Consider the following 13,049-nt stretch of genomic DNA (forward strand, 5'->3'; position numbering starts at 1 on the left):
TCAGCCGTAGAGGCCGAGGAAGCCCCGGCTCGCGGCCTCGACGAGGTCCTCGGGGGAGACCTCCACGGCGCCCTCCAGCCACGCGGTGACCAGCTCGGCGATGCCGCCGATGAACAGCAGGCCGGCGACGTCGTCCTCGGCCTCGGTGCGCGTGTTCGCGCCGAAGATCTCCCGCGCCTCGACCGCCGTGCGGTGTGCGAAGTGACGGAGCAGCTCGGCGCGGCGGTGGCGCAGGCCGGGCATCGCCGCGGCCTCGACGAGCGCCACCTTGCACTTGCGCGGGTCGTCGCGGAGCAGCGCCACGAACGCCTCGAGGGTCGCCCGCGTGCGGGCGGCCGGGTCGGTCCCTGCCTCCTCCGCGGCGTGCATCGTCGTCTCCTCGATCTCGGTGGCGATGGCATCCATCACCGCCGTCAGCGCGTCGTCGAGGCCGCTGAAGCTCTCGTAGAAGTAGCGCTCGGTCAGCCCGGCCTCGGCGCAGATCGCCGTCATGGTCGTGCGCCGGTCCGGGTCGGCCCAGACGGCGAGGGTCGCCTCCATCAGCTTCGCGCGCCGCTCCGCGACCCGCTCCTCGGCGGGAACTCCGCGGTAGACGCCTGACTGGACGGCCATGCCCGGAAGCCTCTCACAGACCTGGAGGAAGACAAGGTTGACAGGACGCTCTTCCTGAATCACGCTGAGCAGTGACGGGGCCGTGCCGGACCCGGAGGAGGCCGCGATGGCGCAGACCATGATCGAAGCCGCTGAGGCGCCCCCAGCAGCACCGTTGCTGGAGGTTCCCGAGCAGCGACCGGAGGACCGGGGCCTGCCGCTCGTCGGCCGGCTCTTCGAGTTCATCGCCGACCCGCTCGCGCTGATGCGGCGCCAGTGGGAGGCCTACGGTGCGGTGGCGCCCCTGAAGTCCCGGCTCGACGAGGGCGTGATGCTGCTCGGTCCCGACGCCTGCGAGGAGGCGCTGCGCAACAAGGACAAGGCGTTCGCCAACGAGCCCGCCTGGGGAAAGATCGTCGGCCCGTTCTTCCACCGCGGTCTGATGCTGATGGACTTCGACGAGCACCACGGGCACCGCCGGATCATGCAGGAGGCGTTCACCCGCGACCGGCTGTCGGCGTACACCGAGCGGATGCATCCCGCGATCGCCGAGGGCATGGCGGGCTGGGGCACCGACGCGAAGTTCAAGGCCTATCCCGCGCTCAAGCAGCTCACCCTCGACATCGCCGCCGACATCTTCATGGGCGGCGCGGCCGACACCAGCCGCAAGGAGATGGACCGCGTCAACAAGGCCTTCATCGCCTGCGTGCAGGCCGCCGCCGGCATCGTCCGCGCCGACGTGCCGATGACCCGGTGGGGCAAGGCCTACCGCGGCCGGCACGTGCTCGAGGACTTCCTGCGGCACTACCTGCCGGCGAAGCGGGCGACCGCGACCGACGACATCTTCTCCGTGCTGTGCCACATCGAGACCGAGGACGGCGAGCGGTTCAGCGACGACGACGTCGTCAACCACATGATCTTCCTGATGATGGCCGCCCACGACACCTCGACGATCACGACGTCGACCATGATGCAGTTCCTCGGCCAGCACCCCGAGTGGCAGGAGCGCTGCCGCGAGGAGGCCCTCGCGCTCGGTCCGGAGCCGACCATGGCCGAGCTCGAGGCCCTGCAGTCCCTGGACCTGGTCATGAAGGAGTCGCTGCGGCTGCGCGCGCCGGTGCCGCTGCTGGTCCGGCGGGCGGTCAGGGACACCGCGATCCAGGGCCACCGCATCCCGGCCGGCACCGATGTGATGGTCTGCGTCCAGTTCTCCCACGTGATGGAGGAGTACTGGACCAACCCGATGGTCTTCGACCCCGAGCGCTTCTCGCCGGAGCGTCGCGAGGACCGGTCGCACCGCTATGCGTGGGAGCCGTTCGGCGGCGGCGTGCACAAGTGCATCGGGCTCTACTTCGCGGGCCTGGAGGTCAAGTCGATCGTGCACCGGCTGCTGCGCAACTACCACTGGACCGTCGAGCCCGGCTACCGCGCGCCGCTCGACAACCACTCGCTGCCCTTCCCCAAGGACGGCCAGCCCATCAACCTCGTTCGCTCCGGGAGCAACCGATGACCTCCACCACCGTCCGCCAGCCGGAGACGACCACGCCGGAGCCGCCGGCGGCCGGCACCGCCCGACCCGCCTGGGTCACCGACCGCAAGCTCGAGTCGTGGAGCCGCTGGGTGGCCTGCCCGGCCACCGGCGGCGACGGCACGATGACGGCGACGGCGCCGTACGACGCCAGCCCGACGGCCGCCGTACCCGCCGGCACGCCTGCCGACGTCGCCGCGGCCGCCGAGCTCGCGCGGGCCGCGCAGCCGGCCTGGGCGGAGCTGAGCGTCGAGGCGCGCGCCGCGGTGGTGCTGCGCTTCCACGACATGCTCGTCGAGCGGCAGGACGAGGTCATGGACCTGATCCAGTGGGAGATGGGCAAGGCCCGCTTCCACGCCTGGCAGGAGGTGCTGCAGGTCGCGAACCTGGCCCGGCACTACGCCCGGCAGGGGGCGACGTACCTCGCCGACCGCAAGGTGCGCGCCGCGGTCCCGCTCGCGACGACCGCGCGCGAGGTGCGCGTCCCCAAGGGCGTCGTCGGGATCATCTCGCCGTGGAACTACCCGTTCTACCTGGGCGTCGGCGACGCCATCCCGGCGCTGGTCGCCGGCAACGCGGTCATCGGGAAGGCCGACCCGCAGACCCCGCTGACCCTGCTCTGGACCCGGGCGCTGATGGCCGAGGCGGGCCTGCCCGAGCACGTGTGGCAGGTCGTCACCGGCCCGGGCGCCGCGATCGGTGAGGCGGTGGTCGACAACGTCGACTTCATCAGCTTCACCGGGTCGACCGCCACCGGGCGGCTGGTCGCCGAGCGTGCGGCCCGTCGGCTGATCGGCGCCTCGCTCGAGCTCGGCGGCAAGAACCCGCTGATCGTGCGCGCCGACGCCGACCTCGAGCAGGCGGCGCGCGGCACCGCGCTCGCGGCGTTCGCCAACACCGGCCAGATGTGCATCCACATCGAGCGGGTGGTCGTGCACAACGACGTCTACGACGCCTTCAAGGAGGCGCTGCTCGCGCAGACCAGCGCGCAGAAGCTCGGCCGGGCCTTCGACTTCTCCTGCGACGTCGGCTCGCTCGCCTCGCAGGCCCAGCTGGAGAAGGTCTCGGCGCACGTCGCGGACGCGGTCGCCAAGGGCGCGACCGTGCTCGCCGGCGGCACCGCGCGGCCGGAGATCGGGCCCTACTTCTACTCGCCGACGGTGCTCGAGAACGTCACCGAGGACATGGACCTCTGCCTCGGCGAGACCTTCGGCCCGGTCATCGCGCTCTACCGCGCCTCCGACGACGAGGACGCCCTGCGGATCGCGAACCAGGGCAGCGCCGGCCTCTCCGCGAGCATCTTCAGCAAGGACCTCGCCACCGCCGATGCCCTCGCCCGCCGGGTCCGCGCCGGCTCCGTGAACATCAACGACGGCGCCGCCCTCGCCGCCGGCACGATCGAGGCCGGCATGGGCGGGATGGCGGACAGCGGCCTCGGCCGCCGCCACGGTGGCGAGGGGATCCGGAAGTACACCGAGTCCCAGACGATCGTCGCCTCGCGGATCGGCCCGATCGGCCCGCCTCCCGCCTCGCCGCTGGAGAAGTTCGTCAACATGGGCAACAACCAGCTGAAGATCCTGCGGAAGCTGCGGATGCGGTAGGGCGCGGCCCGCCGGCGGCGGGCCGCCGGCACTTCCTCACGCGTCGAGCGGCAACCCGGCGAGCAGCTGGTCCCGGGCCGACGGCCAGGCGCTGCGGACCGAGCGCTCGCTGGCGACGGCACGCAGCATCCGCAGGCCGCGGATGGTGGCGATCGCGGTCCGCATCACGTCGGCGAACTCGGGGCGCTTGACCAGCTCGGGAGCGACCCGGCGGGCGGCGTCGGCGAGGGTGCTCATCACGGCGTGGTCGAACTGCACGAGGTGGCGGCGCAGGTCGGCGTCGGTGCGGGCGGCGGTGAACAGCTCGAGCTGGGCGAAGGAGACCGGGCCGCTGAAGATCTCCCACAGCCGGTTGAGGAGTACGGCGTACTGGGCCTCCGGTCCGTCGGCGACGTTGAGCGGCTTCGACACGAGGTCTTCGACGAGCTGGTCGGTCAGGTGGCTGAGCGCTTGGACGACGAGCTCCTGCTTGGTCGCGAAGTAGTGCGCCTGCGCGCCGCGGGTCACGCCGGCGCGCTCGCAGACGGCCGTCGTGGTCAGCCCGGCGTAGCCGCTGTCGACGAGGACGTCGATGGTGGCGTCCAGCAGCGCGCGCCGGGTGGCGGCCCGGCGCTCGGCCTGGGTGCGGCGGCGGGGCGTGGACTCGGTGGCGCTGCTTGCCGGCATCGGTTCAACCTATCCAGTCAGATCGCGGACAGGGACGAGACGAGCCAGTCGTCGCCGTCCCGCTCGAGGGTGACGACGACGCGGCTCTGGTCGAGCTGCGGCTGGGTGAGCTTGCTGCTGCTGGAGAGCTGGTCGACGAACAGCAGCACTCGGGCGGAGCTGTCGTCGGACTCCAGCACGGTCGAGGCCTTCACGGTCGCGCTGACCACGGCCTTCAGCCTGGGCGCGGACTTCTGCAGGGGCTGCTGGACGTCCTCGTACTGCGCGAGGGCGTCACCGGTCAGCAGCGGCTCGGTGTCGGCCGTGCCCTGCGCGAGCCGGCGGTAGTCGTAGGACAGGATCTGGGTCACCGCGTGGTCGGCGGCGTCGCGGACCTGCGACTCGCGGTCGTCGTCGGCGCGCTGGCCGTGCAGCCAGAGCTGGCCGGTGACGATCACCGCCACCGAGGCGACGAGCAGGAGGGCGGCGACGGCGAGGGCGACGGTCCGGCGGCGGGTGGTCGGCGTACGCATGTCAGGCCACCGGGCTGATGTCGGAGATCAGCCACTCGTCGTCGACGAGGGTGAGCGTGATCTGTAGGCGGTAGCGGCGCAGCGACGGCTTCTGGGTCTCCTTGTTCGTGATCGTCGCGTCGACTGCCGCGATCACCACCGCGGTGGAGTCGCCGCTGCGGATCAGCCCCATCTGGGTGACCTCGCCCTCGGAGACACCGTGGGCCTTCTTGATCGCGCCGGTCAGCGCGCCGAGCGCCTTGGTGAACTGGTCGCGGAAGTCGCCGGTCGACATGTCGCGGACCCGGTCGAGGTCCTCGTCGATGTGCTCGGCGTCGTACGACGTGAACGCCACTGCGGCCTGCCTCGCCACGGACAGCGCCCGGGCCCGGTCGTCGTCCGCCGCGCGCTCCTGCCGGACCTGCCACCCGGTCCACCCCGCGCCGGCGAGGGCGGCGAGCACGACCACCACCACGAGTGCGGTCCGGAGCAGGTCCCGCGAGCGGGACGGCGTGGGGTTCTCGACCCGGTCCGGTGGGATCTCGGTCATCAACGAAGGTCCTCCTTGAGGAGCATGCCGCGCAGGTCGGTGGGGGGCAGGACCCGGGTCGCCGAGGGCGGCACCGAGGAGCCGTCGGGTGGGGCCGGCTGGTCCGGGCCGGCGAACGAGGAGCCGGGGCCGAACCCGCGCGGGTTGGCCCGGGGCACCACCCGGGCGGTTGGGTCGCCGGGAGGCCGGGGCACGTTGGCCGCGCCGCGGACGTCGATGCCGCTACTCGGGGGCAGCGCGCAGTAGGCGTTCAGGTTCGCGCGCATCGGCGGGTTCCCGGGATCGGGGGAGAGCTGGTCGCCCTCAGTGGGCGGCGTCCCCGAGCTCTCGTAGCCGCGGGTGCAGACGGCCTGGGTCGTGTCGAAGACCGCACCCAGGCGGGCGTAGCCGTCGCCGGGCTGGATGTTGAAGGTGCCCTGGATGATCCGCGGCAGCAGCACCAGCTGGGTGACCAGCCCGTTGAGCCGCAGTGGCTGCGCGACGATCTCGCTCGTCGAGAGCAGGTTGCCGAGCAGCACCGCGACGTTCGTCTGGTTCCGCGCGAGCAGCGTCCGCACCTGGCCGAGCGACTGCGGCCCCTCGGCGAGGATCGACGCGATCTCCGGGTCGCTGTCCGCGATCGTCCGCGTCAGCCGGTCGAGGCCGCTGCTCAGCCGGCGCAGGTCGGGGTCGAGGTCGCGCTGCGTGCTCAGCACGCGCTGGCCGTCGCGCAGCAGCGCCGTCGTGCGCGGCTGGATGCGCGCGAAGCTGTTGCTCAGCCGCCGCGCGCTGACCAGGACCGTCGCCAGGTCCTGCCCGCTGCGGGAGAAGGCGTCGCCGAGCTCGTGCACCACGCGGCGCAGCTTGCTCTTCCCGATGCTGGTGGCGAGCCGGTCGAGGTGCACGAGCAGCGAGGTCACCTGCAGCGGCGTGGTGGCCGCGCTCACCGGAAGCGTGTCCCCGTCGGCGAGGTAGGGCCCGTCGTCGCCCGGCGGGACCAGCTCGACGTACTGCTCGCCGACCGCGGAGAGGTGCGCGACGCGGACCATCGTGTCCTCGGGGATGCGGATGTCCTTGTCCAGCTGGAGGTCGGCCCGGACGCCGTCAGGGGTGAGGGTCAGGCTGCGGACCCGGCCGACGGGCACGCCCCGGAGGGTGACCTCGGCGTTGGGGAAGATCCCCCCCGAGTCGGGCAGCACGGCCGAGATCTCGTAGGACTGGCCGAGGTAGCGCTCGGGGATCCCCACGTAGCGGGTCCCGGCGACGATGACGCAGGTGACCGAGACGGCAGCGAAGAGGGCGATCCGGATCCGGTGGGCGGTGCTCATCCGGCACCTCCCGTCCGGGGCGTCAGGAGGTCGAGGAGGCCGCCGACGACGTCGGGTACGCCGAGCTGCGGCAGCAGGCCCTGCGGGTCCGACCCGTCCGCCGAGCCGTCGTCGGGCGGAGCGCCCGGGTTGTCGGGGTTGAACGGCTGGTCGCTGTCCTGCGGCGTCGGTGCGACGGCGAACAGCAGCTCGTTGAGGTCGATGTCGACCGAGCCCTTCACGGCGCCGTAGGCACCCGAGAAGGCCGGCACCGCGGTGTCCGCGAACGGGTAGGTCACCAGCAGGGTGATGTTCTCCGGGATGAGGTCCGCGACCTTGCCCACCTGCCTCGCGACCGGCTCGAGGGCGGCGAGGTCGTCGACCGTCGCGTCGGTGCTCGCCCGGATCACGTGGGTGGCGCGCCGGTCGAGCGACCGCAGACTGACCAGGGCGTCGTGCAGGCTCGAGACCTGCTGCGCGAGCACGCCGGTCGCGGGGTCGAGGTCGTCGACAGCGGAGGTGAGCACGTCCCGCTGCGCGGCGAGGACGGAGTTGAGCCGCGCGGTGCTGCGCAGCGCCGCCAGCAGCGCCGGACGGCCGCGGTCCAGGCCGCCGACGATCGCGTCGAGGTCCTCCAGCAGCGCCCGGGTGTCCTGCTCGTGCCCGCCGAGGGCCTTGGAGAACTCGTCGGTGATCGTCGCGAGCTGCTGGAGCCCACCGCCGTTGAGCAGGGCGCCGAGCGAGCTGAGCAGCTGCTCGACCTCGACGTCCTGGGTCGTGCGCCCGATCGGGATCGTGCCCTCGCTGCGGAGGCTGCCGCTCCCGTGCGCCGGGGCGATCAGCTCGACGTACTTCTCCCCGAGCAGGCTGGTGCTGCGGATCGTGGCCACGGTGCCGGCGGGCAGGTCGACCGAGTCGTCGATCTCCAGCTCGGCGACGGCGACGTAGCCGTGGTCGTCGCGGCCGACGTCGATGCTCGTCACGCGCCCGACGGGCACGTCGGCGACGCGGACGGTCGAGTTCGGGACCAGGTCGAGGGCGTCGCGGAACCGCGCCTCGACCGGGTAGGTGTGGTCACCGCCCGCGGCGCCGGGGAGCCGCGCCGTGGTGACGTCCGGCAGGGCGCCGACGCCGATGACGGCGGCGACGGCGGCGACCACCGCGACGACGATCGTCGCGACGAGCGCGCGGGCGCGGGAGCTGAGCATCACCGATCGCCCCCGTCGGGCGGGTCGGGGACGCCCGCCGGGCACAGCTGGGGGAGGGCGGCGCCCTCGAGCAGCTGGCAGATCGTGGTGTCGGCGTGCGCGAGCAGCGGGGTCAGGTCGACCCGCGCGTCGAGCACGCCGGTCTGCAGGTTGGCGGCACCGAAGATCCCCTCGGTGCCGATCGGGCCGAGGTCGGCGATCTCCATCAGGTCGCGCTGCCGGTCGGCCAGCGTCTGGCTGAGCTTGCGCAGCTGGCGGGCGTCGGCGGTGATCGTGCCGCGGTTGTGCTCCACGAAGGTCCGCACGTCGTGGACCGCGGCGCCGATGTTGGCGATCGTCGTGCGCAGCTGACCGCGCTGGTCGGCCAGCCCGCTGGTCACGGTCCCGAGGTTGCGCTCGAGGGTGCGGATCGCCCGGTCGCTGCCGGCGAGCGACGCGACGAAGGTCTGCAGCTGGTCGATCGTGGCGACGATGTCTCCGCGGCTCTCGCTCATCGTGTCCAGCGCTTGCGCGAGGTTGCCGAGAGTACGACGAAGGGTGCCTCCGTTGCCGGCCAGCGCCGAGTCGGCGGAGTCGACCAGCGCGGACAGCGCGCCGTTCCTGTTCGCGCCGTGCGGCCCGAGTGCCTTGACGAACCGGTCGAGCTGGGCCGTGACGTCGTCGAGCTCGAGCGGCGACGCCGTGCGCGAGGCGTCGATCGTCGCGCCGTCGCCGAGCCGGGGTCCGCTCAGCCACGGCTCGGTGAGCTGGACGTAACGGCTGCTCAGCACGCCCGGCGGCACGATGACCGCGCGGGTGTCCGCCGCGACCGGCGTGCTCTCGTCGAGCTCCATCACGACGTCGACGCCGCCGCCGTGCGGCTCGATGTCGGTGATCGTGCCCATCGGCACGCCGACGACGCGCACGTCGTCGCCGGCGTAGAGCCCGACGGTGCTCGGGAAGGTCGCGGTCACGGTGATCGTCCCGTTGCCGCGCCCCTGCAGCCACACGGCAGCACCGGCGAGCAGGAGGGCGGCGACCACGAGGTAGGTGGCGAGGCGGCGGGTCACCGGAGGTACCCCCTCAGGTCCACCGGCACCAGACCGGCGAACGTGCCGTCGAACCAGCGGCCGTTGCCGGTGAGGTTGACGAAGTAGCGCAGGTACGGCGCCAGCAGCCGCAGCGACTCGTCGAGGTCGTCCTGGTTGTCCCGGAGCACCCCGAGCACCGAGTGCAGGTCGCGCAGGGCGGGCGTGAGGTGCCCGCTGTTCTCCCGGATGACCGCGTCGATCGTGCCGGCGAGGTCGCCGGTCGAGCGCACCAGCGAGCGGATCATCCGCTCGCGGGTCGCGAGCGTGGAGAAGATCAGGTCGCTGTTGTCGATGAGGGTGCTGATGTCTCGACTGCGGTCCGCGAGGGTGCCGGCGATCTGCGACGTCTGCCGGAAGAGCGCGCGGACCTCCCCCTCGCGGCGGGTCACGACCCGGGACAGGGCCGTGAGCCCGGTCGCGGCGGTCCGGACCTCCGGTGCGGCCGGGTCGATCGCGGCGCTCACGGTCCGGATCGCGTGGGTGAGCTGCTTGGTGTCGATGGGCGCGAGCACCTTGCCCGCCTCGAGCAGCGCGTCGGTGACGCCGAACGGCGTGGTCGTGCGGTCGAGCGGGATCGTGGTCCCGTCAGCCAGCTCGCCCTCGCCGCCGGGCCGCAGCACCAGGCTGCTCTGCCCGAGCAGCGTGTCCAGGTTCAGGGTGGCGGTCGTGCGGTCACCGAGCGGGACGTCGGTGTCGACGGTGATGTCGACCAGGGCGTGGTCGCGCTGGACGTGCACCGCGTCGACCGTGCCGACCGCGATCCCGGCGATCCGCACCGGGTCGCCGGGCGAGATGCCCGCGGCGTCGGTGAACTGGGCGTGCAGGGTCTGCCCGCCTCCGGAGAACAGGTCCTGCAGCGTGGAGAGACGGAAGGACACGGTCAGCAGCAGCGCGCAGCACAGGATCGTGACGATGCCGATCGTCCGGGCGTTCCTCGTGGGCGCGATCATGAGCCGCAGATCTCCGTGGCGGGCCCGCTGGGCGGTACGACGAGGGGCGGGGTCTTGCCGAGCAGGTGCACCTCGAGACCCAGCCCGCAGTTGAAGAACTGGAACCACGAGCCGTACTGCGCCGAGCGCATGATCGCGTTGAGCTTGACCGGCAGAAGGTTCAGCTTCTCCTCGAGCACCCCGCGGTGCTCCTTGAGCCGGTGAGCGGCCTGCTGGAGTCCTTGGATGGTGCCGGCGAGGTGCGGACGGGCGCGGCTGAGCAGGGTGTTGGTCGCGGTCGCCAGGTTGTCGATGCCGTCGAGCGCGGACACGATCAGGTGGCGGTCGCCGGCGAGGCCGCCGGTGAGGTCGCGCAGGTGGGTGACCAGCCGGTTGAACGGCCCCGCGTGCTCGTTGAGCGAGGTCAGCACGGTCGTCAGGTCGTCGACGAGCCTGCCGATCGTCGCGTCGCGCTGGGCGATCGAGTGCCCGAGGGACCCGGTGCCGCTGAGCAGCGAGGCGATCGTCCCGCCCTCGCCCTGCAGCGCCTGCACCAGCGACATCGACAGCTCGTTGATCGCCGAGCTGTCCAGGCCGGCGAAGAGCGGCTTGAAGCCGTTGAACACCGCGGTGAGGTCGAGCGCGGGCCGGGTCTGCGAGACCGGGAGCGTGTCGCCCGGCGCGAGCCGTGGGGCGTCGGAGGCCGGGACGGACAGGGCGACGTACCGGTCACCGATCAGGTTCCGGTAGCGGATCACGGCCGAGCTGTCCGTGGTCAGCTCGACCGACCGGTCGACCGAGAACTCCACCTTCGCCTCGGCGTCGGAGGTCAGGGTGACCGACTTGACCCGCCCGACCGGGACGCCGGCGAGGCGTACGTCGTCGCCGGCCGCGAGCTTGGTCGCGTCGGTGAAGAGTGCGGCATAGGTGCGGGCATCGGAGTCCTGGTAGCCCTGGATGGTGCGGATCAGGAAGCCGGTCAGCAGGACGGTGACGAAGGCGAACGCCGCGAGGCGGAACAGGGAGCGGCCGAAGCTCATCCGAGCGCACCTCCGAGCAGCATCTGCAGCAGGTCCGAGGTGCCCTCGCCGCTGCCGCCGGTCGGTGTCCCGGGGATGCCGTCCAGGCTGTTGAGCGGGCTCGCGTTGCCGATGCCGCGGATCCGGTCGAGCTCCTTGGGGATCGGCGGCCACGGAACGGTGCCCTGCCCGTTGCGCGGCGTGATCGGGCAGTAGGGGCCGTAGGCGCTGAGGTCGAGGTCCTTCGGGGCGTCGATGCCGGGCTCGTAGACGCCCCGGCTGACCGACACGAACAGCCGCGCCTTCAGGTAGGGCCCGTCGGCGAAGACCGCCTCGAGCCGGTCCTTCGCCTTGACGACGCCGCGGATGAAGCAGGCGATCTCGGGGGAGTAGCGCGCGAGCGTCTGGAGCACCGGCCGGCTCACGGTGACGACCTTGACCGCGGTGTCGCCGACCATGTCGACGAAGCCGCGTGCGACGTCGGACAAGCCGCGGACCGAGGTCAGGATGTCGTGCAGGTCCTGCTGCTGCCGGGTCAGCGTCCGCGCGGTGGTGCCGGACTGGGTGAGGCTGCGCAGGATCGGGTCGATCGAGCGGTAGTAGGAGTCGCCGACCGCGGCGAGCAGGCCGGCGTCGTCCACGACCTGGGGCACGACCGGCCGGATGCCCTGGGTGAAGCGGCGGCTGTCGTGGATCGTCCTGCCGAGCAGGGCGCCCCGGCCCTGCACGGCGGTCGCGATGGAGCTCAGCGTGCTGTCGAGGTCGGCGGGGGAGACGGCGTCGAGCAGCGGCTGGAGGTTGTTGAGCACGGTGCTGGTCTCGATCGACACCGACGTGCGGTCCGGCTCCAGCACGTCGCCGTCGGCGAGCCGTGCCGCAGAGGGCTCGGCCGGGAGCCCGAGGTCGACGTACTTCTCCCCGAAGATGGTCTTCGGCAGCACCTTGGCGGTCGTGTTCGCCGGGATGAGGTGCAGGTAGCCGCGGTCGATCGCCAGGTCCAGGGTCGCCCCGTTGCCGCCGGGCGCCGTCTCGATCCGGTCCACCCGGCCGACGACGATGCCCTCGACCTTGACGTCGGCGCCCTTGGACAGCTGGGAGCCGGCGCGCTCGACCTCGAGCCGGACGTGGGCCGGGTCGGAGAAGGCGTGGTTGTAGACCAGCACCGACAGGGCGAGCAGCCCGGCGACGCCCGCGATGGCGACCACGCCGAGCACGTTCAGCCAGGTGCGGGTGTAGAGCCGCGCGAGCAGGCCGCCGCCCGGGGCCTCGTCGGTGTACGGCGACGGCCGGGTCATCCGGCGATCCTGACCGTGTCCGAGGCGCCCCAGAACGCCAGCGAGATGAAGAAGTCGCTCACCGTCACGAGCACGATCGCCGCACGTACCGCGCGCCCCACGGCCACCCCGACGCCACCCGGGCCGCCCTTCGCCGTGAACCCGTAGTAGCAGTGCACCAGGATCACGATCACGGCGAAGATCAGCGCCTTCACCAGGGACAGCACCACGTCGAGGGGTGGCAGGAACAGGTGGAAGTAGTGGTCGTAGGTGCCCGCCGACTGGCTGAAGCTCGCCGTGACGATCAGCCGGGTCGCGAAGTAGGAGGAGAAGAGCCCGGCCAGGTAGAGCGGCACCACCGCGATCATGCCTGCCAGGACCCGGGTGGTGACCAGGTAGGGGATGGGCGGGATCGCCATCGCGGAGAGCGCGTCGATCTCCTCGGCGATCCGCATCGCGCCGAGCTGGCCGGTGAAGCCCGCCCCCAGCGTCGCCGAGAGCGAGATGCCGGCGACGATCGGCGCGATCTCGCGGGTGTTGAAGTAGGCGGAGATGAAGCCGGTGAAGATCGACGCGCCGATGTTGTCGAGACCGGTGAAGCCCTGCAGGCCGACCTCGGTGCCGGTGAAGAACGAGAGCAGCAGGATCACGCCGAAGGTGCCGCCGATGACGGCGAGCGCGCCGGACCCGAAGGACGCCTCGCCCAGGAGGCGCCACACCTCCTTGCGGTGCGCGCGGAACGCGCCGGGGGTCGCCACCACCGCGCGGCCGTAGAACAGCAGCTGGTGGCCGACCCCGGAGAGCCGGTCGCTCATCCGGTAGAGGGCGTCCGTGAC

The 13,049-nt window shown here is 72.2% G+C and carries 13 protein-coding genes; 2 read left to right on the forward strand and 11 right to left on the reverse strand.

The features are described from left to right. Positions 1-612 carry a TetR/AcrR family transcriptional regulator gene (locus ABD709_RS02600; protein ID WP_344772230.1) on the reverse strand — a complete coding sequence of 204 codons (612 nt, stop codon included), beginning with the start codon at positions 610-612 and terminating at the stop codon, positions 1-3. A gap of 106 nt (positions 613-718) precedes the next feature. On the opposite strand from ABD709_RS02600, the gene ABD709_RS02605 reads away from it, so the two are divergent. Beyond that, entirely contained in the window at positions 719-2,101 is a 1,383-nt protein-coding gene (locus ABD709_RS02605) for a cytochrome P450 (RefSeq protein ID WP_344772231.1), read from the forward strand. After that, positions 2,098-3,720 carry a succinic semialdehyde dehydrogenase gene (locus tag ABD709_RS02610; protein WP_344772232.1) on the forward strand — a complete coding sequence of 541 codons (1,623 nt, stop codon included), beginning with the start codon at positions 2,098-2,100 and terminating at the stop codon, positions 3,718-3,720. Before ABD709_RS02605 ends, ABD709_RS02610 begins: the two co-directional genes overlap by 4 nt. 36 nt (positions 3,721-3,756) lie before the next feature. Here the strand turns inward: ABD709_RS02610 and ABD709_RS02615 are convergent, their stop codons facing one another. Genes ABD709_RS02615 through ABD709_RS02660 form a run of 10 tightly spaced genes read right to left on the reverse strand, consistent with a single transcriptional unit; the run spans position 3,757 to position 13,028 of the window. Then, positions 3,757-4,386: a TetR/AcrR family transcriptional regulator gene (locus tag ABD709_RS02615; RefSeq protein WP_344772233.1), complete on the reverse strand. Its 630-nt coding sequence runs from the start codon at positions 4,384-4,386 to the stop codon at positions 3,757-3,759. Between the two features lie 17 nt (positions 4,387-4,403). Next, complete coding sequence (locus tag ABD709_RS02620; protein ID WP_344772234.1) at positions 4,404-4,898, reverse strand: hypothetical protein; 495 nt, start codon at positions 4,896-4,898, stop codon at positions 4,404-4,406. A gap of 1 nt (position 4,899) precedes the next feature. Further along, complete coding sequence (locus tag ABD709_RS02625; RefSeq protein ID WP_344772235.1) at positions 4,900-5,427, reverse strand: hypothetical protein; 528 nt, start codon at positions 5,425-5,427, stop codon at positions 4,900-4,902. After that, positions 5,427-6,734 carry an MCE family protein gene (locus ABD709_RS02630; protein ID WP_344772236.1) on the reverse strand — a complete coding sequence of 436 codons (1,308 nt, stop codon included), beginning with the start codon at positions 6,732-6,734 and terminating at the stop codon, positions 5,427-5,429. The genes ABD709_RS02625 and ABD709_RS02630 overlap by 1 nt, the downstream gene beginning before the upstream one ends. After that, on the reverse strand, positions 6,731-7,921 hold the full coding sequence (locus ABD709_RS02635; protein ID WP_344772308.1) for an MCE family protein: 1,191 nt from the start codon (positions 7,919-7,921) through the stop codon (positions 6,731-6,733). The genes ABD709_RS02630 and ABD709_RS02635 overlap by 4 nt, the downstream gene beginning before the upstream one ends. Beyond that, the gene (locus tag ABD709_RS02640; protein ID WP_344772237.1) at positions 7,921-8,970 is read right to left on the reverse strand and encodes an MCE family protein; all 1,050 of its coding nucleotides are present in this window, start codon (positions 8,968-8,970) and stop codon (positions 7,921-7,923) included. Before ABD709_RS02640 ends, ABD709_RS02635 begins: the two co-directional genes overlap by 1 nt. Next, positions 8,967-9,941, reverse strand: coding sequence for an MCE family protein (locus ABD709_RS02645; RefSeq protein WP_344772238.1), 975 nt, complete (start codon positions 9,939-9,941; stop codon positions 8,967-8,969). Before ABD709_RS02645 ends, ABD709_RS02640 begins: the two co-directional genes overlap by 4 nt. Then, positions 9,938-10,960: an MCE family protein gene (locus ABD709_RS02650; protein WP_344772239.1), complete on the reverse strand. Its 1,023-nt coding sequence runs from the start codon at positions 10,958-10,960 to the stop codon at positions 9,938-9,940. Before ABD709_RS02650 ends, ABD709_RS02645 begins: the two co-directional genes overlap by 4 nt. Next, positions 10,957-12,234: an MCE family protein gene (locus tag ABD709_RS02655; protein WP_344772240.1), complete on the reverse strand. Its 1,278-nt coding sequence runs from the start codon at positions 12,232-12,234 to the stop codon at positions 10,957-10,959. The genes ABD709_RS02650 and ABD709_RS02655 overlap by 4 nt, the downstream gene beginning before the upstream one ends. Then, a complete protein-coding gene (locus ABD709_RS02660) occupies positions 12,231-13,028 on the reverse strand; it encodes an MlaE family ABC transporter permease (protein ID WP_344772309.1) in 798 nt (265 codons plus the stop codon). The genes ABD709_RS02655 and ABD709_RS02660 overlap by 4 nt, the downstream gene beginning before the upstream one ends. Between the last annotated feature and the right edge of the window lie 21 nt (positions 13,029-13,049).

The sequence above is a fragment of the Nocardioides panacisoli genome (genome assembly GCF_039537325.1).
In the GTDB taxonomy this organism is placed as follows: Bacteria; Actinomycetota; Actinomycetes; order Propionibacteriales; family Nocardioidaceae; genus Nocardioides; species Nocardioides panacisoli.

Excerpts from the sequence above, each read along its gene's own strand:
- ABD709_RS02615 (WP_344772233.1), bottom strand. The coding sequence starts at position 4,386 with ATGCCGGCAAGCAGCGCCACCGAGTCCACGCCCCGCCGCCGCACCCAG.
- ABD709_RS02635 (WP_344772308.1), bottom strand. The coding sequence starts at position 7,921 with ATGCTCAGCTCCCGCGCCCGCGCGCTCGTCGCGACGATCGTCGTCGCG.
- ABD709_RS02655 (WP_344772240.1), bottom strand. The coding sequence starts at position 12,234 with ATGACCCGGCCGTCGCCGTACACCGACGAGGCCCCGGGCGGCGGCCTG.
- ABD709_RS02610 (WP_344772232.1), top strand. The coding sequence starts at position 2,098 with ATGACCTCCACCACCGTCCGCCAGCCGGAGACGACCACGCCGGAGCCG.
- ABD709_RS02645 (WP_344772238.1), bottom strand. The coding sequence starts at position 9,941 with ATGATCGCGCCCACGAGGAACGCCCGGACGATCGGCATCGTCACGATC.
- ABD709_RS02605 (WP_344772231.1), top strand. The coding sequence starts at position 719 with ATGGCGCAGACCATGATCGAAGCCGCTGAGGCGCCCCCAGCAGCACCG.
- ABD709_RS02620 (WP_344772234.1), bottom strand. The coding sequence starts at position 4,898 with ATGCGTACGCCGACCACCCGCCGCCGGACCGTCGCCCTCGCCGTCGCC.
- ABD709_RS02630 (WP_344772236.1), bottom strand. The coding sequence starts at position 6,734 with ATGAGCACCGCCCACCGGATCCGGATCGCCCTCTTCGCTGCCGTCTCG.
- ABD709_RS02660 (WP_344772309.1), bottom strand. The coding sequence starts at position 13,028 with ATGAGCGACCGGCTCTCCGGGGTCGGCCACCAGCTGCTGTTCTACGGC.
- ABD709_RS02650 (WP_344772239.1), bottom strand. The coding sequence starts at position 10,960 with ATGAGCTTCGGCCGCTCCCTGTTCCGCCTCGCGGCGTTCGCCTTCGTC.
- ABD709_RS02600 (WP_344772230.1), bottom strand. The coding sequence starts at position 612 with ATGGCCGTCCAGTCAGGCGTCTACCGCGGAGTTCCCGCCGAGGAGCGG.
- ABD709_RS02625 (WP_344772235.1), bottom strand. The coding sequence starts at position 5,427 with ATGACCGAGATCCCACCGGACCGGGTCGAGAACCCCACGCCGTCCCGC.